We start from the raw sequence: 22571 nt of genomic DNA, 5'->3' as shown, positions 1-22571 counted from the left end.
CCTTGATTTGTTAAGAGTATACAGGACAAGAAACAAAGGTATGCGACGCTGTTTGAAGCCGCGCGATACACCGCGGCGCGCAATAATGCTGCCAATTAGCCTGCGGGGGCAAGAGCAATAGACCTTGATACGAAATTTTGTGCGCAATTTGCGTATTTTGTGCGGTGCACCATGAAATGATGTGCTCGCACGATTTTTAATATTAAAGAAATGTGGCACTTTAGCGAGCGCTGCCGCGTGCCCGACCCACGATTTTCCAACTTTTCTTAGAGTTAGCCGGGCTCGTTTGGCAATGTTGCGAAAATTCTATCCGCGTCAGGCCAACAACGCTGCGCATCCGCCGCCGCAGCGCAACACAAGCCGCCGCGCGATCGTCAAAAATGCCGGCTTGCAGTCAGCCCGATAGAGCGGGGCTGGCCGATAGTGCCAAAATACGCACCATAAATTGTGGCCCCGCCCAACGGATAGCTTTCGAGATACCGGATATCGGCGAGATTTTTGATCCACAGTTGGAGAGAAGTGCCGGATCGATCGTCCGTAAAGCCAAGCTGCGCATTGGCGATCCCGACATTCCCCAATCGGGAATAGCGGCTGTTGTCGATATTCCCGTAATAATGGGAGCGATACCCATAGTCGAAGCCGACCGACACCGTCCCGCTGGCCGCGATCTGGCGGGTATAGCGCGCCGACCCGTTCAGGATCCACCGCGGCGCATCCGCCAGCGGGCCGCCGCTCAAATCGCAGCTGGCAGACCCGAGCGTCTCGGGCGGGCAGGGCGCGGTAGGATAGCTGTCATAGTGCGCATCATTATAGGCGGCGGTCATGGCCATTTCGAACCGCGATGAGGCCCGCCACCGCGCCTCCATCTCCACGCCGCGCGTCGAAACGCGCCCGACATTCGCCAGGATCGCCCCGAACAAGCGGTTGAGCGTCGCCTGATAGGCACCAATCCGCGTATAGAAGAGGGCAAGGTCGAAATGGACATGCCCGCCCAACGCGCTCGATTTCAGGCCAAGCTCGAAGCTGTCGGCATGTTCCGGCCGCACGATTTGATCATCCGTCGCCGTCGCGACGATGGGATTGATTCCGCCGGCCTTGGCCCCGCGCGCATAGCTCGCGTAGAGATGAAGATCGCGGGATCGGGCATAGGTCAACGCGAGCGTTCCCGACGGGTCGACCTCCTCGACCGCGAGCGCCTGATGATAGCTCGACTGGGCGGCATTGGCCGGACGGTCGATCACGCCCGACTTGCGTTCATATGTACCACGCGCGCCGATCGTGAGCGCGAGCCTCGGGTGAAAATGCCAGGTGCCCTGCGCAAACACAGCTACACTTTGCGAATTCAAGTCGGCTTCGGTCGAACTCGTCACACCATTGAAGGCGACCAAGGATGGCGGCGGCACGGCCGTATTGCCCAGGAAATTCGCCGCTTTGGCACCAAAAGCGAGACGAAGCGCCGATTGTAGCGATTGCCGGAAGTAATAGAGCCCGGCCGTCGCATCGATCCTGCCGCCGCCGGGATTGGCGATGCGAACCTCCTGGCTGAATTGCCAGTCGTCGGTCGGCACGGACGCGTTCGTGTAGGCCTCGGCGCTCGACAGATCACCGTCGAAACCCGCCCGATAGCGCCATGCGCGATAGCCCGTCACCGACGTGATCTCCGCCGCCCCCAGGTCATAGACAAGATTGGCGGTGAGCCCGCCCTGGCGAACGCGCAGAAATGTTGGAGCGGTTGCCGTGGTGCGATAACCGGGGCCGCCCAGCACCGCATTACCGCCTGCAGCCGCAACCCGCGCACTGTAGGTCGCCGATGGAGGGCCCAAGGACCCTGCGACCAGCGTGCAGCAACTGTCGCGCTCATCGTGATATTCCGCAATCAACCGCAAGCGCAGGCGCGCGTCCGGCTCGATCAAAAACTGAAGACGGGCACCCGTGCGATCGGTGCCGTTCAGTCGGCCTCCGCCGTCGATCCGGTCGATCCACCCGCCCTGCCCGGTGTGATAGACCGACAGGCGCGCTGCCAGCACATCGTCGACCAGGCCCGTCGAGACGGACCCGCGGAACCGCACAAGGCCGTTGGTACCGACCGAGGTTTCGACGCTTCCCTCCGGCACAAAGGTCGGGGCCCTGGAAGTGATTACGATCGCGCCTGCCGTGGTGTTCTTTCCAAAGACCGTGCCCTGTGGGCCGCGCAGAATCTCGACCGCGTCGATGTCCGACAAATCATAGACCGCCATTCCGGGACGACCAAGATACACGCCATCGACGAAAATCCCGACGGCGGGTTCGAGCCCGTCGCTCGCCGGATTGCGACCGATACCGCGGATCGAAACGTAGTTTCCGCGCGGATTAAAATAGCTGATATTCAGGCTGGGCGCGAGTTGTTTGAGATCCTCGATCTGGTGAAGCCCGCGTCGATCGAGTGTCGCTCCGGTGACTTTCGTAACTGCGATCGGGACGTCATCGGCCTTCTCGTCGCGCTTTCGCGCCGTCACGACGATGTCGTCTTGCCGATCCATCGCCCCGGCCCCGGTTGCAGCCAAGATCGCAAGCAGGTGCCACGCCACCACCAGCAGCACCCTCTGCGTCTTTACGCTACCCGCCATTTGCCCTGAGTCCCGCCCCCGCGCCGAGCCTTATACGGGCTGTCCCGGGCGTACGAAAGGGACGCACAGCGCCGGTGTGGGCCACCACACACACCGCGGCCCGTTACAAATCGATTGACGGTCACCATCTTTATGTTAGTGTTACTAACATGGAGTTGGCATCACTGACCTGACGATTCGTTTGACGCGCCCTAGGTAGTGCGGCCGCACATGAGAGCGGAGGCTGAGACATGTTCGACGAGGTAAGCGCGCGCGACGATGCAGACACCCCCGCCGCCACCGGCGAGCAGTCGAACCAAGGCGACATCGACTCCCTCGGACTGTTGCTGCTTCGCATTCGTCACGGAGATCAGCGCGCCTTCAAACGGGTCTATGACACCACCGCGCCGCGCCTTTTGGCGAAGGCATTGTCGATCCTTTCGAACCGTGACGCGGCTGAAGACGTGCTGCAGGAGACCTATGTCCGTATCTGGCGCAACATCGCCCAGTTCGATCCCGCACGCGGCACCGCCGCGACGTGGATCATGCGTGTGCTCCGCAATGCAGCGATCGACCGGCTTCGGCACGATCGGACGATTGCACGCTACCAAACCACGACCGACACCATGCCCGACCTGCCCATCGCGCCGGAACCGGTCACCGACCGCATCGATCTTGACCGCGCGCTCGCCCGGATCTCGCCCGAACAGCGCCTGTCCATCTGCCGCGTCGTCGTCCATGGCTGGACGCACGATGAAGTCGGCAAGCTGGACGGCGTTCCTACGCCAACCGCCAAGGCCCGCGTACAACGCGGCCTACGCCGTCTGCACGCCGCTTTGGCCGATACTGACCTTGACGCAAGGGTGGCAAGACAGGCGGAAAAGGCATTAGCATGATCGAGCAGCGCCGTTGGATGATCGGTGCTTGCGTTGGTGACACTTGCAGGTTTGGTAGAGAATGACGAACGACGCCTCCAAGGCACCGTATCAGAGCCCGCTCCGCGCGCGCCTCAAAGAGCAGACATCGCTCATCATCCTCGATGCGGTCGAGTCTATCATCCGCAATGCCGATCTCGCCGCGGTCAGCATCGCGGAGGTCGCCCGCGTCGCCGAAGTTACCGAACAGACCGTCTACCGGCACTATCGCACCCGCGACGAACTGATCCGCGCGTTCATCAAATGGCATCTGGAACGTGCGGTCGGGGGGCCGGACATTCAGCTTCCGCGAACGATCGACGAACTGCTTATATGGTTGGAAAGTCGTTATCGGGCCTGGGAACGGGATGGACAGGTGGTCAGCGAGACCTACCTCTCGGCAATCGGACGGGAATTGCGCAAACCTTTGTATGAGCTGGGATATCAGAACCTGAACCGGATGCTTGGCAACGAACATCCCGAACTGAGCGACGCAATGCGCAATTATGTCGCATCGGCCATGCTCACGCTGATGAGCACCGAGAATTTCGTCTTCCTTCGCCACAACCTTGGATACGACGCGCGCGCCGTGCATGTCAGCGTGGTCAACGCGATCAATGCCATCCGGCGTGGCCTCCAACCCGATCTGTCGGCCGACTATATTTGAAAAAGGGTGTCGGTCACCCGTTTGCGGAGCTGGTGAGACGTGCCTGGATTGCGGTCCAAACGTCGGACGTCGGCATCTCGGATGCGCTCTCCTCCTGCCCCGCCCCGGGGGAGGAAACGAAGGAATCAAGCAATTCGCGGTAGCGATCGACAAGATCGCGAAACACACCGTCGTTGGTTACCCGATCTCTTGCCTGCTCCAGCAAAGGAGTGCGCAAAATTCCCAACACAAAATCCAACGCAAACGCCTGTTCAAATGACAGATTCTGGAAGTTATTTGTCGATATACGTGTAATTTGACGAGGCACTTTTTGCTTTTTCATCCGGCCACACGCCATCTATTTTAGTAGTTTTCAACAAAATTCAAGCTCATTTCCGAAAATGACTTCCGCGCAAGCGGTCGTATCATACGTTCGAGCGCGTGCCGAAAATACGGGGAGCACCGCTCCCCGTATTCCGGATGAACGCACACACCGCCGGAAGCGCCCGTATCGGGGGAAGCGATCGCTCCCGCCTGTGTGTGCCCCGATCACGAATGCCGATCCCTGGGGTTGGGCGGGTCGGCACCGTCATGCCGACGTGGCTGACGCTTTTCCTACGGAATCCGAAGGGGTTTTGGACGCATGCTCGCGAAAATTTCGTGACCGCCGCCGACATGTGCCCAAAAAAATCTGAGGCCTGTGCATCCGCGATCAATGCACGGCCGTAATGAGAGCATCGGCGGGCAGATTTCTAAGATCCTGCTTTCTCCGGTCGCACAGATGACTTGTGCGTTCATCTGTATCTTCAGAATTATTGCCCATCTATTTTACAATATTGCAACAATGAAGGACATATCCATGAAAAAGACCATCTTTGCTTCGATCCTGCTCGCCACCGCAAGCGTTGCCGGCGTCGCCACTGCTGCAATGGCAATGCCCGCGCCGGTCACCGTTGGCGGTGCGCCAATGTATGCCAACAAGAACATCATCCAGAATGCGGTGAATTCGAAGGATCACACCACGCTGGTCGCCGCAGTGAAGGCCGCCGGTCTCGTGGAGACGCTGTCGGGCCCCGGTCCGTTTACGGTGTTCGCGCCCACCAACGCCGCCTTCGCCAAGCTGCCCGCCGCCACGGTTCCGACGCTGCTGAAGCCCGAAAACAAGGGCCAGCTCACCTCGGTCCTCACCTATCACGTGCTGCCGGGCAAGCTGTCGGCCACCGCGCTGCGCGCAAAGATCAAGGCCGGCAATGGCCGCGCAACGTTCAAGACGGTCCAGGGTGAGGAACTGACCTTCACCATGGCGGGCCGCCGTCTCCAGATCACCGATTCCAAAGGTGGCAAATCGACGATCACGATCGCCGACGTCAACCAGAGCAATGGGGTGATCCACGTCGTCGACGCAGTGCTACTCCCGTAAGGCATTGCTCCGACCTGGGGGGAGGCCAACCTCCTGCGCTTCCCCCCAGTTTCTTTGTCCGATGGCGCAGGATCCCGACATGACAGCGCGCAGCCTCGCCAAACCACGCCGTGTGACGATCCACCCGCTGATCGTGCGGCTGTGCCACTGGATCAACGCGGTTGCGATGATCGTGATGATCCTGAGCGGCTGGGCGATCCACAATGCGGACCCAATCGCGCCGTTCGTCTTCCCCAATGCGATCACGCTCGGCGGCGGGTTGATCGGCGGGTTGCAATGGCATTTCGCGGCGATGTGGGTGCTGTTCGTCAACGGCATCCTGTACCTGGTCTATGGTTTCGTAAGCGGCAGGTTTGCGCGCAAACTCCGCCCGATCAGCCTGCGCGATGCGGTTATCGATGGGATCGCCGCGCTACGCGGTCGGCTCGGCCATGCCGATCTGTCGGTCTATAACGGGGTGCAGCGCCTGCTGTATGCCGGTGTCATCGCGCTCGGCGTGCTGGTGGTGGCGAGCGGCCTGTCGATTTGGAAACCGGTGCAGTTCGGCTGGCTGACTTGGTTGTTCGGCGATTTCGATGTCGCCCGCATCGTCCATTTTGCGGCGATGAGCGGCATCGTTCTCTTCTTACTGATCCACGTCGCGATGTCGCTGCTGGTGCCGCGCAGCCTGCTCGCGATGATCCGGGGAGCGTGAGCCATGAACGACGAAACCCGCTATATCCTGAGCGACGCCGCGCGCGGCCTCGATGTGCCGACGCGGCGGCTGTTCCTGCGCAACGCGCTGGGGCTTGGCACGCTTGCGATGCTGAGCGGCTGCGACGTGGTCGACGGCCTGAGCGCCGAGCGCGTGCTCGGATCGATGTCGGATTTCAACGATCGCGCGCAGGCATGGTTGTTCAACCCCAACACGCTCGCGCGCGAATATCCGGCGCGGATGATCACCCGTCCGTTTCCGTTCAATTCCTTCTACACGCCCAATTCACCCGATCTGGCCCCGCGGATCGACCCGCGCGACTTTGTGCTCAACGTCACCGGCCTGGCCGAGCGCAAGGACGATTGGACGCTGCGCCAACTCTACGCGTTGCCGCGCTTCACCCAGATTACCCGCCACGTCTGCATCGAAGGCTGGAGCGCGATCGGCAAATGGACCGGGGTGCGCTTTTCCGATTTTCTGGCGCGGGTTGGGGCGGACCGGCACGCGAAATACGTCACCTTTCGCTGCGATGACAATTACACCACCTCGATCGACATGGCGACCGCGCTCCATCCACAAACCCAGCTGTGCTTCTGGATGAACGACGCGGTGTTGCCACGCCAGCACGGCTTCCCGATGACGTTGCGCGTGCCGACGAAGCTCGGGTTCAAGAACCCCAAGCACATTGGCGAGATCGCGATCGGCAATGACTATACTGGCGGCTATTGGGAAACGTACGGCTATAACTGGTTCAGCGGACTCTGACCGAAGCCCACGGTCACGCCGGGCGCACGACCAGGATGTGGAACGTGCCCGGCAGCATCGCCGGTCGCCCACCGCCCGCCGGGGCAGGTCCGAACTTCGCGCTGGGCAAATAGAGCGTGCCGGTTTTGGGATCGAGCGCGCCGGTTCGGGCACCCACTTCGGTCTTGACCGTGCCGACATGCGTCACGGCGGCACCCGCCAGCGAGAGAATATCGAGAACGCCATCCTTGCCGCACGGAACGAACGCCAAATGCCGCGCTTCATCCAGGATGACCGCGTCTGGCCCCGCGCCGATCGCGATCAAGCTCGTCAGCGTGCGGGTCGCGACATCGACGACCGCCGCTTTGCCATTGGCGCACGCCGCGATGAGGCGGTTGTGGGGCTTGTCATAAGCGAGGCCGGTCGGCGCGTCGCAGCCGAGCAGCGGAATCGGTGAACCTGCTACCCCCCGTGCGACATCCACCGTCTCGATTTCGTTGGCGTCCTCATTATTGATGAACAGCGTCCCGTCTGCGGAGAATGCCGCATATTCCAGCGCCGGTTTGACGGCGATGGTCTTGGTCAGCTTGGCCGTGGCGAGATCGATCACCGACACGGTGCCGCTGGTCGCGTTCATCACATACGCGTGGGTCTTTGCGGGATCGAGGATTGCAGCGTCGGGCTTCTTGCCGACGGCGATGGTGGCGGTCTCGGTGCCGGAGACGGGGTCGAGCAAGCGCACGGTGCCATCGGTCCCGCTGGTCACCAGCAGCGCGCCGCCCGGCAGCGGTAGGGCCGCATGGCCGCGCTGAACGTTTCCGATCGACGAAACCTTGCGCGTCGCGAGATCGACCACGGTAACGTTGGTGCCCCGCGCGATGTAGAGATGGGTGCCTTCATCGTCCGTGCGCGCATAATCCCAGGGACCATCTGGGCCGGCGATCGCAGCGGCGACCGTATAGCGCGGCGCGGCGGCCGCGCCTCCCGCCAGCGGCAAGGCAAGAGCAACGAACGCGGCAAGAAGCGATTGAGGACGCATGGCGGTCTCCACGATAAAGCGAGGCGGCCCTTCTGACGGCATCTCCTACGCACGTCACGTTAGCGTTTCCTAATGCGGCATTTTGCAGCAAAACGGCGATGACCCGCGCGGCATTAGGCCAGATTGTGAAGAATCAATGTCCAATCCCGGCTATCTGCATCCATAGCGCGAGCATCGCTTTCCAACGCCATGCTCGGAATTTCATGAACGGCGACCCACGGCCTGCGCGGCGACTTGTTCCTCGCCCGACGACGATCCTGCTCGCGGCACTGCTGAGCGGCTGCGCCCACTATGCCGCGCTGCCGTTGGCTGCCGATCCACTGCTGGCACCCACGATCGCGGTGTTGGATCATCCGGGAGCTGCGCTGCCGACCGGCCCGTTGTCCGTGTCTGACGTTGTCGACCTCGCGCTTGCCAACAATCCCGAGCTCAAGGCGGCCCGACTGAAGCGTGCCATTGCCGCCGGGCAGACGAAACAGGCCTCGACCTTGCCCAACCCGTCGCTGACCGGCGCGTTTCTGCCGCTGCTGTCGGGCGTGGGCACGGTCCCGGCGTGGAATGTGGGCCTCGGCCAGGATCTCAAGACGCTGCTCACCTATCGCACCCGCCGCCGCGCCGCGCGGGATAGCGAGCAGCAAGTCGCCGCCGATGTCGTGTGGCAGGAGTGGCAAGTCGCGGGCCAGGCGCGCCAGATCGCCAGCGACCTGATCGTCGGGCGCAACAGCCGCGCGAGCTATCTCGCCGCTTATCAGTTGCTCGCCGCGCGCAATGCGAAGCTGGAGCAAGCGCTGGCGGCGCGAAACGTGACGCTGGTGACCGTCGCGCCCGATCGCGTCGCGCTGCAGGCGGCGCGCAGCGCGCTCAACGCGCTCGACCAGAAACAGCTCGCCTTGATGCATCAACTCAATGCGTTGCTCGGCCTTGCCCCCGATGTTGTCGTGCCGCTGGCGACGCAGGTCGAGTTGCCCCCGTTCGACCCGGCTGCGATCCGCGCCGGGCTCGCCACGCTGCCCGAACGCCGCCCGGATCTGATCGCGCTGCGCATGGGCTATGCGGCGGCAGACGAGCAAGTGCGCCAGGCGATCCAGTCGCAATTCCCCGATCTGGTGCTCGGCGGCAGCCTCAGCAGCGACAATTCCAGCGTCGTCAATGGCGGCCCGACCGCGTCGCTCAGCCTGCCCGTGTTCGATCGCAACCAGGGCAATGTCGCGATCACGCAGGCAACGCGCGCACAACTCCACGCCGATTATGCCGCGCGGCTGGCATCGACGGTCGGGACGGTCGGCGCGATGCTGCGCGAGATGGAGCAACTCAGCGCCCAACTCGCCGAGGCGCGCCGCGACCTTCCCGCCGCGCGCCTCGCCGCCGAGCGCGCGCAAGCGGCGTTCGGTGCCTCCAATCTCGACGAACGCGGCTATGTCGATCTCGTCTCGAACCGCTTTGCCAAGGAACAGGACATCATGACGCTGGAACTGGCGCTGCTCGACCGGCAGATCGCGCTGCAAACGCTGGTCGGCGACGGCCTGCCGACGGTCGACACCGGGGCGACCGCGCAATGAGGGCGCTGATCACGTTGACCGCAGCGCTTGCGCTCGCTGGCTGCGGTGCCGCGTCCGAGGAGACCAAGGCCGAGCCGCAAAGCGTGCTGGTTTCTACGGCCCCGGCGAAGCAGGGCGCGCTGCCGCAAACGGTCACCGCTTACGGATCGGTCGCACCCGCGCTCAACGGAGCCCAAACCTTCAGCGAAGCGCAGCCGGGGCAAGTGACCCGGCTGCTCGTCACGCCGGGCGCGACGGTGCGGCGCGGGCAAGCGCTGGCGGTGTTTGTCCCTGCGCCCGCCAGCCGCAGCGGCTATCTTCAGGCGGTCGAGGCGCTCGATTCGGCGCGCAAGCAACGCGCCACCACCGCACAGCTGCTTGCGCAGCAACTGGCGACACAGGATCAGCTGGTTCAGGCCGACAAGGCCGTGGCCGATGCGCGGACTGCGTTGGCCGCACTGCAAGCCGAGGGTGCTGGCCGCGCCGTCCACACGCTGACCGCGCCGTTCGATGGCATCGTCACCGCCGTAAGCGTTGCGCAAGGCGACCGCACGCAAGCCGGAGCCACACTGCTGACCGTCGTACGCGCGGGGGGTATCGTCGTCACCGCCGGGATCGATCCGGCGGAGCATGGCACGGTCGCGGTCGGCCAGTTGGCCTCCTTGCTCCGTTTGTCGGGCGGCGCGGCGCTTACCGGCCATGTGCTGCGCGTCAGCCAGGCGCTCAACGCCAAAACCCGCATGGTCGATGTCGATATCGCCGTTCCCGCAGGGGCCTTGCTGCCCGGCGAAGGCATTCAGGTCGCAATCGCGACCGGGCAAGTTTCGGGCTGGATCGTGCCGCACCGCGCGGTGGTGACGGCGGGCGGGGTGCCGCATGTCTTTCAAATCTCGGGCAGCAAGGCCAAGGCGGTGCCGGTTACCGTCCTGCTCACCTCCAATGCGGGCGACGTCGTCAACGGCGCGATCGATCCGCACCGCCGGCTGATCGTCGAGGGGGCGTATCAGGTCGGTGATGGCGATACCGTGCGGTGGGCGCACTGATGCTCGAACGTTTGCTGCGCGAGCAATCGCGCGCCTTCGTTCTGATCGCGCTCGCGGTCGCGCTGGCGGGGATTGTCGCAGCGCTCGCCTTGCCGGTTGGGCTGTTCCCGCAAGTCTCCTTCCCGCGCGTGGTGGTCGATCTCGATTCGGGCAGCCGCCCCGCCGACCAGACCGCTTTGACCGTCACCCGCCCGGTCGAAGAGGCGATCCGCGCCATTCCCGGCGTGCGCGATGTGCGCTCGGGCACCAGTCGCGGCACCGCGCAGATCTCGATCGATTTCGGCTGGGGTCGCGACATGACCGCCAGCACCTTGCTGGTCGATTCCGCTTTGGCGCGGACGCTGCCAACGCTGCCACCGGGCACGCAATATACCGTGCGCCGGATGGACCCGACGGTGTTCCCGATCATCTCTTATGCTTTGGTGTCCGAAACGGTCGATCCGGTGGCGCTGCAGGAGATCGCCAAATATCAGGTGACACCGCTGCTTTCCGCCATTCCGGGGCTGGCGCGCGTCGGCGTACAGGGCGGCGGCACTGCCGAGGTGCAAGTCCTCGCCGATCCGCACCGACTGGCCGATCACAATCTGTCGATGGCCGACCTCAGCGCGGCGATCAGGAACGGCAATGTGCTGAGCGCGGTCGGGCAAGTGCAGGATCGCGGGCGGCTGTCGCTGGTCATCGCCGATCGCAGCGTGGCGAGCGCGGCGCAAATCGGGGCGATCGTCATCACCGCCGATCCGCAAGGCGTGCTGCGCGTCCGCGATGTGGCGACGGTGCAGGAGGGCGCGGTGCCGGTGTGGCAGCGCATCGTCGAGGATGGCAAACCCGCCGTGCTGTTCAACATCTATGAACAGCCCGACGGCAATGCCGTGCAAATTGCTCAGGCGGTGCAGCAGAAACTGGCGGGGCTGGCGCTGCCGAGCGGCGTCAAGCTGGTGTGCTGGTACGACCAAAGCGCGCTGGTGACCGAGGCGGTGGCGAGCGTGCGCGATGCGGTGCTGATCGGCCTCGTACTCGCCGCTTTGGTGTTGCTGGCGTTCCTGCGGAGCTGGCGCGTCACGCTGATCGCGGCGATCGTGGTGCCCGCGACGCTGGCGGCAACCGTGCTGGTGCTGAGCGTGCTCGGCATGAGCTTCAACATCATGACGCTGGGCGGGATCGCGGCGGCGGTCGGGCTGCTGATCGACGATGTCATCGTGATGGTCGAACATATCGCGCGCCGCGCGGGCGCGACCGGCGCGGATGGCACGCCGCGCGGCGATGCCGCCGTCATCCCGGCAGCGCGCGAGTTTCTGGCACCGCTGACCGGATCGAGCCTCGCCACGCTGATCGTATTCGTGCCCTTGTCCTTCCTGACCGGGGTGACCGGGGCCTTTTCCAAGGCGCTTTCGCTGACGATGGCCGCGGCCTTGGCGATTTCCTGGGCGATGACGGCGTTCGTAGTGCCGGTGCTGGTGCGCTGGCTGGTCGATTTCGATGCCTGGCATGATCCGGGCGAAGGCAAGGACGACCGCGTCGCGCGGTTGCACACCCGCGCGCTCGACCGGCTGAATGCGCGGCCGTGGCTGCTCGCGGTGATCGCGGTGCCGCTGCTGCTGCTCGGTTATGTCAGCTACAGCAATGTGCCGAGCGGTTTCATGCCCAAGGTCGACGAAGGCGGGTTCGTGATGGACTATTATACCCCGCCCGGCACCTCGCTCGACGAGACCGAGCGGGAGGTCGGCCAGATCGATGCGATGCTGCGCGCCAATCCCGATGTCCTGACCTTCTCGCGCCGCCTTGGCACTGGGCTGGGTGGCGATTTGGGGCAAAGCTATCATGGCGACTATTTCGTCCGGCTGAAGCCCACCCACACCCCGACCGAAGAGGTCGCCGCCGAAGTCGCGCGACAGGTGACCGCCAAGGTGCCGGGCGTGCAGATCGAAGTGGCGCAATTGATCGAGGATTTGATCGGCGATCTCACCGCCGTGCCGCAGCCGATCGAGGTGAAGCTGTATGCGGCGGATCCGGCGGTGCTGCCGGGCGAGGCCAGAAAGGTCGCCGCGCTGATCGGCAAGATCGATGGCGTGGTCGAAGTGAAGGACGGCGTGCAACTGGCCGGCGATGCGCTCGACGTGAAGATCGATCCGGTCCGCGCGGGGCTGGAAGGCGTTACCCCCGCCGATATCGAGACCCAGCTTAACGCGGCGCTGACCGGCAGCGTGGCGACCACGCTGGCGCAAGCCAGTAAAGCGGTCGATGTGCGCCTGCGCTTGCCCGAGGCGCTGACGATCAGCGAGACCGGGCTGGCGCAGCTCCCGATCCGCGCGACCGACGGGCATGTGTTCCCCTTGTCGCGCGTGGCCTCAATCCAGCCGGTGACCGGCCAGCCACAGATCGGCCGCGAAAATCTGGAGCCGATGATCGCGGTGACCGGGCGCATTCAGGGGCGCGGAATCGGGGCCGCCGTCGCCGATGTCACCGCCGTGCTCGATCGGCCGGGTGCGCTGGCCTCCGGCATCCGCTACGAACTGGGCGGCCTGTATCAGCAGCAACAGATTGCCTTTGCAGGTTTGGTCAAGGTGTTCGGGGCCGCGCTGATCGCGGAATTCGCGCTGCTGCTGATCCTCTATCGGCGCTTTTGGCTGCCGGTCATCATCATTGGCTGCTCGCTATTGTCGACCACCGCCGTGTTCACCGCCTTATGGGCGTCGGGGGTCGATCTCAACATCACCGCGCTGATGGGCATGACGATGATCATCGGCATCGGCACCGAAATGGCGATCTTCTACGTGTCCGAATTCGAAGACCTTGCCCGGCACATGCCACCGCCCGAGGCCGCGCGCGCGGCAAGCCGCAATCGCCTGCGCCCGATCACCATGACCACGCTGGCGGCGATCTTCACGCTGCTGCCGCTGGCGCTGGCGATCGGCCAGGGGGCCGGCATCCAGCAACCGCTCGCCATCGCGATTATCGCCGGGCTGCTGCTGCAATATCCGCTGGTGCTGCTCGCCATGCCAGTGCTGGTGCGGTTGACCACACGGAGAGATGCTCTGATTCCTTAAGGCGTCCCGCCTTTTCGCCGATGGTAACGCAACCGGCACGCCTTGGCGTTTCTGCAGGAGCGCGGTACGACCTGCGGGAAGAGAGGAATTCCGATATGACGTTTCGCGTTGCGGCCATGCCGTTGCTGCTGGTCGCTGCGGCGGCCTCCGCCCAGGTCGCAGCCCCGCCCCCGCCGTCGCAGACCCCTCCCGACGCGGGTATGCCGCTGTTGCCCGCATGGACGAAGCCTGCGTTGCGCGGTGCCTGGAACGATATCCGCCTGTCCCCCGATGCGCGCGCCACGGCGCTGGTCGCGGCCATGACGCGGGACGAAAAGCAGACCTTGGTCTTCGGCTATTTCGGCACGGACTTTCCACGGCTGCAATACCATGCACCCGCCGATGCGCATAGCGGCTCGGCCGGTTATGTGCCGGCGATCGCACGGCTCGGCATCCCGGCGCAGCATCAGACCGATGCCGGGGTCGGCGTTGCCACTCAGGGCGGTGCCCCGGTCAAGCGCGAGCGTACTGCGTTGCCCTCCAACCTTGCGACGGCGGCAAGCTGGGACGTGGCGATCGCGCGCGCCGGGGGCGCGATGATCGGCGATGAAGCGCGCCGGTCGGGCTTCAACGTCATGCTGGCAGGTGGCGTCGATTTGCTGCGCGAGCCCCGCAACGGCCGCAATTTCGAATATGGCGGGGAGGATCCGCTGCTGGCCGGTACGATGGTTGCCGAACAGGTGATCGGCATTCAATCGAACCATATCGTCTCGACGATCAAGCATTACGCGATCAACGACCAGGAGACCGATCGTAACGCCGGCAATTCGGTGCTCGATCACAGCGCGGCGCGCGTGTCCGATCTGCTGGCGTTCCAATTGGCGATCGAACGCGCCGATCCGGGCTCGATCATGTGCTCGTACAACCGCGTCGATAGCGTTTACGCCTGCGAGAATAGCTGGCTGCTGACCGAAGTGCTGCGCAGCGATTGGGGATTCAGGGGCTATGTAATGAGCGATTGGGGTGCGACGCACAGCACCGTCGCCGCCGCCAAGGCCGGGCTAGACCAGGATTCGGGATTTCCGTTCGACAAGGAACCCTATTTCGGGCGGCCGCTGCGGGACGCGCTCGATCATGGCGCGGTCCCCGCGGCCCGGCTCGACCTGATGGCGCACCGCATCCTGCGCGCGCTGTTCGCGCAAGGCGTGTTCGAGCGTCCGGTGAGCGAGCAGCCGATCGACTATGCCGCCCATGCCGCGGTGACGCGCGCCGGGGCGGAAGCCGGGGCCGTGTTGCTGAAGAACGAACATGGTTTGCTGCCACTTGCCGCCAGCGCGAAGCGGATCGCGGTGATCGGCGGCCATGCCGACAAGGGCGTGCTCGCCGGGGGCGGATCGTCGCTGGTCTATCCAGTCGGCGGCAATGCCGTGCCCGGCTTGCAACCGACGATTTGGCCCGGACCGATCCTGTATTACCCGTCCTCGCCGCTCGACGAGATCAAGCGGCAGGCCCCGGGGGCGACGGTCCGCTACGCCGATGGCAGCGATCCGGCGGCGGCGGCGGCGCTGGCACGGGACAGCGATGTGGTGATCGTGTTCGCCACACAATGGGCAGGCGAATCGTTCGACGTAGCGATGGCGCTCGACGGCAATCAGGATGCGCTGATCGGCGCGGTCGGCGCGGCCAACCCCAACACCGTGGTGGTGCTCGAAACCGGCGGGCCGGTGGCGATGCCGTGGATCGATCAGGTCGGGGCGGTGCTCGAAGCCTGGTATCCGGGCACGGCCGGGGGGAAGGCCATCGCCAACCTGCTGTTCGGCAAGGCCAATCCCTCGGGCCGCCTGCCCGTGACCTTCGCGCGCAGCATCGATCAACTGCCCGATCCCGCCCAGCCGCATAGCGGCGACGTGGTGTATAAAGAGGGCGCTACGGTCGGGTATAAATGGTTCGATGCCAAGGGCATCGCGCCCTTATTCCCCTTCGGCCACGGCCTGTCCTACACGCGCTTCGTCAGCGAGGGCCTGCAGGCCACCACGCCGGGCGGCGTGCTCACCGCGACCTTCTCCGTGCGCAACACCGGTGCGCGGGCCGGGGCAAGCGTTCCGCAGCTTTACGTCGCCCCGGTCGCGGGCGGGTGGGAAGCCCCGAAGCGTCTTGCCGCTTTCACCAAGGTCGCGCTGGCACCCGGCGCACGCAAGGCGGTGACGCTGACGGTCGATCCGCGTTTGCTCGCGACCTGGGACGAAGCCCACCATCGCTGGCACATTGCCGGGGGCACCTACAAGGTCATGCTGGCGGACTCGGCCCGCGACATCCGGCAGACGGTCACGGTGACGCTGCCCGAGCGCACCCTGCCCGCGACCTGGCGCGCCCGCTAAAGCGGGGCGCGTCAGGCGTTGCCGGTTTCCGGCACGCGCAACATTGCAAGGGCCGCCAGCGCCATCACCGCCGCCGCAAAGGCCATGGTCCAGATCGGCTCGGTCGGAAAGAATGCCTTGAGCACCGAGCCCATCACGGTCGCCACCAGCAATTGCGGCACGACGATGAACACGTTGAACAGGCCCATATAGATGCCGAGCTTGGCCTGCGGCAGGCTGGAGGCGAGGATCGCATAGGGCATGGCGAGGATTGAAGCCCAGGCGATCCCGACCCCGATTTCGCTCAAAACCAGCATATTGGGGTCGCGAATGACGAGGAAGCTCGCATAACCAAGCGCGCCGCAGAGCAGCCCGATCACGTGCGTGCGCACCTTGCCGATCCGCGCTGCCAGCTGCGGCAACACCAACAGCGCCACGATCGTCGCGACGCCGTTATACACCGCGAACAGCACCCCGACCCAATCGCCACCGGCATTGTACGCGGCGCTGGTCGGGTCGCTCGCGCCGAAGGCATATTGGGCGACGACCGGGGTGGTGTAGATCCACATGATGAACAGCGCCGACCAGCTGAAGAACTGCACCAGCGCCAGCCGCTTCATCACCGTCGGCATTCCCGCAAAATCGCCGATGATCAGGCTGAGCGGATTGTCGCCCTTGCCGCCGCGCGCGAGCAGGATCGCCGCGATGCTGGCCAGACCATAAGCGATCAGCAACGCCCCCAGCAGATAGACTTCCTTCTGCAGGCCAAGCGTGGGCACCGTGACCACGACGCCCGCGCCCGCCGCGATCCAGCCGAGGCTCGCGCCGAGCCCGCGTGCCGCGAGCGCGTGGACGGGTTGCGTCGCGGGCTCGCCGAGCATCGGCTCGCCAAAGGCCTGCATCTCGGCCGGGCTATATTCGCGTGTCGTGCCGACGGTCCACAGCACCGCCAGCAGCAACGCTGCACCGCCGAACCAGAAACTGTAGCGGACCGTCGCCGGAATCCCGCCCAGCACATCGCCCGACACGCCAAGATGCGTCAGCACGAACGGGAAGAGCGAACCGACCACCGCGCCCGCGCCAATGAAGGCAGTCTGCAGCGCATAGCCCGCCGTATGCTGGTCCTTGCGCAGCATATCGCCGACAAAGGCGCGAAACGGCTCCATCGACACGTTGATCGACGCATCGAGCACCCACAGCGTCAACGCGGCGAACCACAGGATCCGGGCATCGGGCATGACGAACAACGCCAGCGCCGCCAGCACCGCACCCGCGAAGAAATATGGCCGCCGCCGCCCAAAACGCGTCCAGGTGCGGTCGCTGTAATGACCGATGATCGGCTGCACCAGCAGCCCGGTGAGCGGGGCCGCGATCCACAGATAGGACAGATCATCCAGCGATCCGCCAAGCGTCTGGAAAATCCGGCTCATATTCGCGTTTTGCAGCGCAAAGCCGATCTGGATGCCGAAGAAGCCGAAGCTGATATTCCACAACCCGCCGAAGCGCTGCACCGGTTTCTCGTTCAAGCCCACCTCCCCTGCTGCGGCTCCCCGCAGTCTGTCGTGCCTGACTGCCGACAAGCCCGGTAGCGCACAAGGGTGCATACGAATACGCAAGCCACCACGCCGCTTGCGAGGATCGTCCCGAGCCGGGCATGACGGTGCGATGTCGATGACCGTAACCCTCCACCACCAAGGGCAGGAGCAGCGCCCGCTGCTCCTGCTCGACTCGTTCTGGAGCGACCCCGAATTGCTCCGTGAAGATGCCGCCGCGCTGCGGCTGACCCCGATCGGACCGCATTATCCAGGCGTGCGCGCGCCCGTGCCGCCGCGACTGGCCGAGGCGATGCGGGCGAAGGTGGCCCCACTGCTCGCCACGCATTTCGAGCTCGAGCGCGCACCGGCGGTGTCAGAGGCCTATTACTCGCTCGTCACGACGCCGCCGAGCGCGCTCGCGCCGATCCAGCGGCTGCCGCATTTCGACGGCGTGGAGCCGCGCCGCATCGCGCTGCTGCTGTTCCTCGGTCACGCCGCGCAGGGCGGCACCGCCTTCTACCGCCAGCGCGCCACCGGGTATGAAAGCGTCGACGCCGCACGGCTGGAACGCTACTCGACCGAGCTCGACGCCGGAGTCCGTGCACACGGGCTGCCCGCACCCTCCTATATCGCCGGGGACACGCCGCTGTTCGAGCAAATCGCGGTACAGCCGGGGGTGTTCAACCGCGCGCTCGTCTATGCGGGCAACACGCTGCATTGCGCGTGGCTGCCGCCGGAGGTGCCGCTTACCCCGGACCCGTTGGTCGGGCGGCTGACGCTCAACCTGTTCCTGTTCGACGATTGAGGCTCACGCGCCGCTGCTGGCGCGCGCGATCAACCGGGTCGGCAGCGGCGGCGGTGTGATCGCCGTACCGCGCAACTGGCCGAGCAAGGTGCTGACGAGCAACGCACCCGCCTGTCGTGTGTCCTGCGCCACCGTCGACAGCGGTGGCGTGGTCAGCGAGGCCGAGGGAATATCGTCGAACCCAACCACCGCGACATCGCCCGGGATGCTCCGCCCCTCCGCCGCCAGCGCCCGCATCGCGCCGATGGCGATGCTGTCGCTCGCCGCGAAAATCGCGTCATAGACGGCACCGCGCGCCTTGAGCGTGGCAACCGCCTCGACACCAGCCTCCTCGCTAGTGATTGCATCGACGCGAAGTGCCGGATCGGCGACCAGCCCCGCTTGCGCCAGCGCATCCCCATAGCCGCGATGCCGTTCCTCAAGCTCGGGATAGCGGCTGTCGGCCGAACCGAGGAACGCAATCCGTCGCCGCCCCTGCGCGATCAGATGCGCCGTCGCTTGCGCACCGCCCCCGCGATTGTCAGAACCGACGGTGATCCCTGCCGGGTCGGTGCCGACCGCCCCCCAGCGTACGACATGCGTGCCCTGTTCGGCCAGATGATCGAGCCGCGCCCGATACGCCTCGTAATCGCCATAGCCGAGCAGGATGATGCCGTCGGCCTTGTGGCTGTCCTGATAGTCGACGTGCCAGTCGCCCGAAAGCTGCTGGAACGAGATCAGCAGGTCGTACCCCGCTCTGGCGCTGGCACGCGTGATCGACCCGAGCATCGACAGAAAGAACGGATTGATCGTCGCGTCCTCGTCCGCCGTCTCTTCGAAGAACAGCAACGCAAGCGTGTTCGACGCCTGGCTGCGCAGGCTCGATGCGTGTTTGTCGACCGCATAATGCAAGCTGTGGGCAATTGCTTCGATCCGCGCGCGCGTCTGCGCGTTGACCGATTTCACCCCGCGCAACGCACGCGACACCGTCGGCTGCGAGACACCGGCAAGTTGTGCGATATCGAACGAAGTCGGCCGCTTGGCCATCCCAGTCATACCTGTGTATTGTTTAAATAATACAGCAGAACCCCCGACCCGCTTCCCCTGTGAATACGTATGCCCGCCACTTTTGCAATGACCTCGTCCGAAATATAGCCTGCTCCTAGCCAATCGACGCGGATGACGACGTCGAGGAAACTGAATTTCGTGAGGATGTGCGGGTTCGTCCCGCTTGAGGGGAAACCAAATGACCAAATTCATGCCGGCCCGCGCCGATCGCGCGGTTGCGCCGACGCGCCACCTGTCCTTATCCGCGCGGCTCGCGGAATGCGCCAGCACGACCGCGCTCGCTGCCGCATTGGTGATGCCGGGCGTCGCCTTCGCGCAGGCCACCACGCCCAACGCCAACCCGACCGCCAAGGCGCAGGTCGAGGCGACCACCAGCCAGGCCGATCCGACGCCGCAACCCGCCACCCCGGCAGTGCCCGCGCCCGCCGAACCGCAAGCCGAGGCCGATCAATCGATCGTCGTCACCGGCATCCGCGCCGGCCTTGAATCATCGGCGAAGATCAAGCGCCAGTCGGTGTTGATCGTCGACTCGGTCTCCGCCGAAGACGTCGGCAAGCTGCCTGACGTATCGATCGCGGACTCGCTCGCACGCTTGCCCGGCGTGACCGCGCAGCGGCTTGAAGGCCGCGACCAGCGCTTGTCGATCCGCGGCCTCGGCCCCGATTTCTCGACCACGCTGCTCAACGGCCGCGAACAGGTCACCGTCGGCGACAATCGCGGCGTCGAATATGACCAGTATCCCTCGGAATTCTTCAAGACCGTCAACGTCTACAAATCCGCCGACGCCTCGCTCGTCGCCGCCGGCATTTCGGGCACGGTCGACCTGCGCATGCTGCGCCCGCTCGATCAGGGCAAGCGCGTCATCGCGGTCAGCGCGCGCGGGGAAATGAACGGGATCAACAAGCTCAATCCCGACGGCACGCGCTACGGCTATCGTGCCTCGGCAACCTATGTCGACAAATTCGCCAATGATACGCTCGGCATCGCGCTGGGTGCCTCGGCCACGCTGACCCCGTCGCAGGACGAGCGCTACAACGCCTGGGGCTATGCCGGCAGCGGCACGGCGGCCAGCCCGTTCGTGCTGGGCGGTGCCAAGCCCTATGTCCAGTCGAACGAGCTCAAGCGCTATGGCGGCGTGGCGACGATCGAATGGCGGCCGTCGGATGTGTTCCATTCGACCTTTGACGCGCTCTATTCGCATTTCGAGGAAACGCAGCATCTGCGCGGCATCGAATTCCCGCTCGGCTTTTCCAGCCCCACGCAAAGCGGCCTGACGGTCAATAATGGCTTTGCCACGACCACGACCTTCTCCGGCGTGCATGCGATCCAGCGCAACGACTATAACCAGCGCAAGGCGGAGAATTTCTCGTTCGGCTGGAACAACGACCTGAAGGTGAGCGAGAAGATTCACCTCAACGTCGATGCGAGCTGGAGCCATGCCACGCGCACCGACTTCCTGCTCGAGACCTATACCGGCGTCGGCTATGGCGGCACTGGCCCCAACGACACCGTCAAGGTGACGCAGCAGGCGAACGGCATCTACAAGATCGTGCCGACACTCGATTATACCGACACCAGCGTGTTCAAGCTGACCGATCCGCAAGGCTGGGGCTATAACGGCACGCAGGCCGTGGTGCAGTCCGGCTTCCTCAACCGCCCAAGCTTCAAGGACGACCTCAAGTCGCTGCGCGCCAGCCTGAATGGCGAGTTCGACAACAGCATCGTCAAAAGCTGGGAGGCCGGTGCCAATTACAGCCGCCGCGAGAAAACCAGCGCCTACCAGTCCTACTTCCTCTGCCCCAAGGGCGCGGGCACGAATTGCACCGTCGCAAGCGGCACGCCCACTTCGGCACCGATCCCGAGCCAGGCGATCCTCGGCAAGATCCCGCTCGACTATCTCGGTGTGCCGGCGGTGCTCGCGCTCAATCCGCTGTATCTCTACAATAACAGCTTCAACACCTTCTACGACAACCGTCCGTCGTCGTTGGTGCGCGACAATGTCGTGACCGAAAACGTCTATACCGGCTATGCCAAGATCACCATCGACGGCGACGTGGGGGGCAAGGCGCTCAAGGGCTCGATCGGAACGCAAGTCGTGCATAGCGAGCAGCGCTCCGACGGCCAGATCGCCAGTGTCGTCAACGGCGTGGTGACGATCGCCCCGGCCTCGCAGAAGGTGAGCTACACCAACGTGCTGCCCTCGGCGACGATGGCGGTGGAGCTGATCCCGCTTGGGTACGTCAAGCTTGGTGCATCGCAGACGATGGTGCGCCCGCGCCTCGATCAGGAGCGCGTCACGCAGGATGTCGCCATCAACGTCGCCAACATCCAGACCAACAATACCAATGCCGGGCTCAATCCGGTGTTCACCTCGTCCGGCGGCAACGTCGCGCTGAAGCCCTATCAGTCGACCAATATCGACGTGTCGCTGGAAAAATATTTCCACGGCGGCGGCTATGTCGCGCTGTCGGGCTATTTCAAGCATCTCACCGACTTCGTCGATCCCAATAACAGCTATGCCTATGACTTCTCATCGCTGCTCGGCGCGTTGACCCCGGCCCAGCAAGCGATCGTCACCGCCAACAAGCTGACCATCGGCAATGTCAGCGCCCCCGCCAACACCGGGCGTGGCACGGTGCTGGGGCTGGAGGCGACGGTGTCGGTGCCGTTCAAGTCGCTGACCAAGGTGCTGGATGGTTTCGGGGTGTTTGTCTCGGGCAATTACACCGAATCCGAGATCAAGTTCGCGAGCAACCCGACCCAGCCGATTACGTTGCCCGGCCTGTCCAAATGGACCGGCAGCGGCACCGTCTATTACGAGAAGAACGGCTTCCAGGCGCGCGTGAACTATCGCTACCGCTCGTCGTTCCTGGCCGAGGTGGCCGGCCTTTCGGCCAACCCGACCTATCGCACCGCGCGATCGGAAGGCATCCTCGACGCGCAGATCGGTTATGAATTCCAGGAGGGCTTCCTCAAGGGCTTCGCGATCCTCGCCCAGGCGAAGAACCTCACCGACCGGCCGTTCGTGACCTATCAGAATGACGACCCGCGCCAGGTGATCGATTACCAGCGCTACGGACGGGACTATTATCTGGGCGTCACGTACAAGTTCTGAACGACGATGCCATCGGCGAGCGGTGGGGGCTCCTCACCGCTCGCCCTTCCGGTACCTGAAATTGAG

The 22571-nt window shown here is 64.5% G+C and carries 16 protein-coding genes; 11 read left to right on the top strand and 5 right to left on the bottom strand.

What is annotated here, in order from left to right:
* Window positions 1-374: 374 nt before the first annotated feature.
* The gene (locus ACP7BL_RS01720) at window positions 375-2606 is read right to left on the bottom strand and encodes a TonB-dependent receptor (protein ID WP_426257460.1); all 2232 of its coding nucleotides are present in this window, start codon (window positions 2604-2606) and stop codon (window positions 375-377) included.
* 230 nt (window positions 2607-2836) lie between these two features.
* On the opposite strand from ACP7BL_RS01720, the gene ACP7BL_RS01715 reads away from it, so the two are divergent.
* Window positions 2837-3481 carry an RNA polymerase sigma factor gene (locus ACP7BL_RS01715; RefSeq protein WP_299107914.1) on the top strand — a complete coding sequence of 215 codons (645 nt, stop codon included), beginning with the start codon at window positions 2837-2839 and terminating at the stop codon, window positions 3479-3481.
* 61 nt (window positions 3482-3542) lie between these two features.
* Window positions 3543-4166: a TetR/AcrR family transcriptional regulator gene (locus tag ACP7BL_RS01710; RefSeq protein ID WP_033966606.1), complete on the top strand. Its 624-nt coding sequence runs from the start codon at window positions 3543-3545 to the stop codon at window positions 4164-4166.
* 13 nt (window positions 4167-4179) lie between these two features.
* On the opposite strand, the gene ACP7BL_RS01705 is transcribed toward ACP7BL_RS01710, so the two are convergent.
* Window positions 4180-4488, bottom strand: a complete 309-nt coding sequence (locus tag ACP7BL_RS01705) for a hypothetical protein (RefSeq protein ID WP_126845117.1) — start codon at window positions 4486-4488, stop codon at window positions 4180-4182.
* Window positions 4489-5004: 516 nt separating this feature from the next.
* Here ACP7BL_RS01705 and ACP7BL_RS01700 point away from each other — a divergent pair.
* The 3 genes from ACP7BL_RS01700 (at window position 5005) to ACP7BL_RS01690 (ending at window position 7024) form a co-directional block, all read left to right on the top strand.
* Window positions 5005-5565 carry a fasciclin domain-containing protein gene (locus ACP7BL_RS01700; protein WP_137903061.1) on the top strand — a complete coding sequence of 187 codons (561 nt, stop codon included), beginning with the start codon at window positions 5005-5007 and terminating at the stop codon, window positions 5563-5565.
* Between the two features lie 79 nt (window positions 5566-5644).
* Window positions 5645-6259: a cytochrome b/b6 domain-containing protein gene (locus tag ACP7BL_RS01695; protein ID WP_299107899.1), complete on the top strand. Its 615-nt coding sequence runs from the start codon at window positions 5645-5647 to the stop codon at window positions 6257-6259.
* Window positions 6260-6262: 3 nt separating this feature from the next.
* Complete coding sequence (locus tag ACP7BL_RS01690) at window positions 6263-7024, top strand: molybdopterin-dependent oxidoreductase (RefSeq protein WP_299107896.1); 762 nt, start codon at window positions 6263-6265, stop codon at window positions 7022-7024.
* Window positions 7025-7037: 13 nt separating this feature from the next.
* Here the strand turns inward: ACP7BL_RS01690 and ACP7BL_RS01685 are convergent, their stop codons facing one another.
* Window positions 7038-8042 carry a YncE family protein gene (locus ACP7BL_RS01685; RefSeq protein ID WP_299107893.1) on the bottom strand — a complete coding sequence of 335 codons (1005 nt, stop codon included), beginning with the start codon at window positions 8040-8042 and terminating at the stop codon, window positions 7038-7040.
* Between the two features lie 203 nt (window positions 8043-8245).
* Between ACP7BL_RS01685 and ACP7BL_RS01680 the strand changes: the two genes are divergently transcribed.
* The 4 genes from ACP7BL_RS01680 (at window position 8246) to ACP7BL_RS01665 (ending at window position 16024) form a co-directional block, all read left to right on the top strand.
* Window positions 8246-9601: a TolC family protein gene (locus tag ACP7BL_RS01680; RefSeq protein ID WP_299107891.1), complete on the top strand. Its 1356-nt coding sequence runs from the start codon at window positions 8246-8248 to the stop codon at window positions 9599-9601.
* Window positions 9598-10623: an efflux RND transporter periplasmic adaptor subunit gene (locus tag ACP7BL_RS01675; protein ID WP_299107889.1), complete on the top strand. Its 1026-nt coding sequence runs from the start codon at window positions 9598-9600 to the stop codon at window positions 10621-10623. The genes ACP7BL_RS01680 and ACP7BL_RS01675 overlap by 4 nt, the downstream gene beginning before the upstream one ends.
* Complete coding sequence (locus ACP7BL_RS01670) at window positions 10623-13667, top strand: efflux RND transporter permease subunit (protein WP_299107887.1); 3045 nt, start codon at window positions 10623-10625, stop codon at window positions 13665-13667. Before ACP7BL_RS01675 ends, ACP7BL_RS01670 begins: the two co-directional genes overlap by 1 nt.
* A 95-nt stretch (window positions 13668-13762) precedes the next feature.
* The gene (locus ACP7BL_RS01665; protein WP_299107884.1) at window positions 13763-16024 is read left to right on the top strand and encodes a glycoside hydrolase family 3 C-terminal domain-containing protein; all 2262 of its coding nucleotides are present in this window, start codon (window positions 13763-13765) and stop codon (window positions 16022-16024) included.
* Window positions 16025-16035: 11 nt separating this feature from the next.
* On the opposite strand, the gene ACP7BL_RS01660 is transcribed toward ACP7BL_RS01665, so the two are convergent.
* Complete coding sequence (locus ACP7BL_RS01660) at window positions 16036-17535, bottom strand: MFS transporter (protein WP_426257459.1); 1500 nt, start codon at window positions 17533-17535, stop codon at window positions 16036-16038.
* A 139-nt stretch (window positions 17536-17674) separates the two neighbouring features.
* On the opposite strand from ACP7BL_RS01660, the gene ACP7BL_RS01655 reads away from it, so the two are divergent.
* Complete coding sequence (locus ACP7BL_RS01655; protein WP_299107878.1) at window positions 17675-18343, top strand: DUF6445 family protein; 669 nt, start codon at window positions 17675-17677, stop codon at window positions 18341-18343.
* Window positions 18344-18346: 3 nt separating this feature from the next.
* Here ACP7BL_RS01655 and ACP7BL_RS01650 read toward each other — a convergent pair whose 3' ends face one another.
* On the bottom strand, window positions 18347-19369 hold the full coding sequence (locus tag ACP7BL_RS01650; RefSeq protein WP_426257632.1) for a LacI family DNA-binding transcriptional regulator: 1023 nt from the start codon (window positions 19367-19369) through the stop codon (window positions 18347-18349).
* A 199-nt stretch (window positions 19370-19568) separates the two neighbouring features.
* Here ACP7BL_RS01650 and ACP7BL_RS01645 point away from each other — a divergent pair, with 199 nt between their 5' ends.
* Complete coding sequence (locus tag ACP7BL_RS01645; protein WP_299107872.1) at window positions 19569-22505, top strand: TonB-dependent receptor; 2937 nt, start codon at window positions 19569-19571, stop codon at window positions 22503-22505.
* The last annotated feature ends 66 nt before the right edge of the window (window positions 22506-22571 follow it).

Source organism: Sphingomonas sp. DC1600-2 (assembly GCF_049897605.1).
Lineage (GTDB): Bacteria > Pseudomonadota > Alphaproteobacteria > Sphingomonadales > Sphingomonadaceae > Sphingomonas.
The sequence above is the reverse complement of the archived record's forward strand: the minus strand, read 5'-3'. Positions and strand labels throughout refer to the sequence as shown.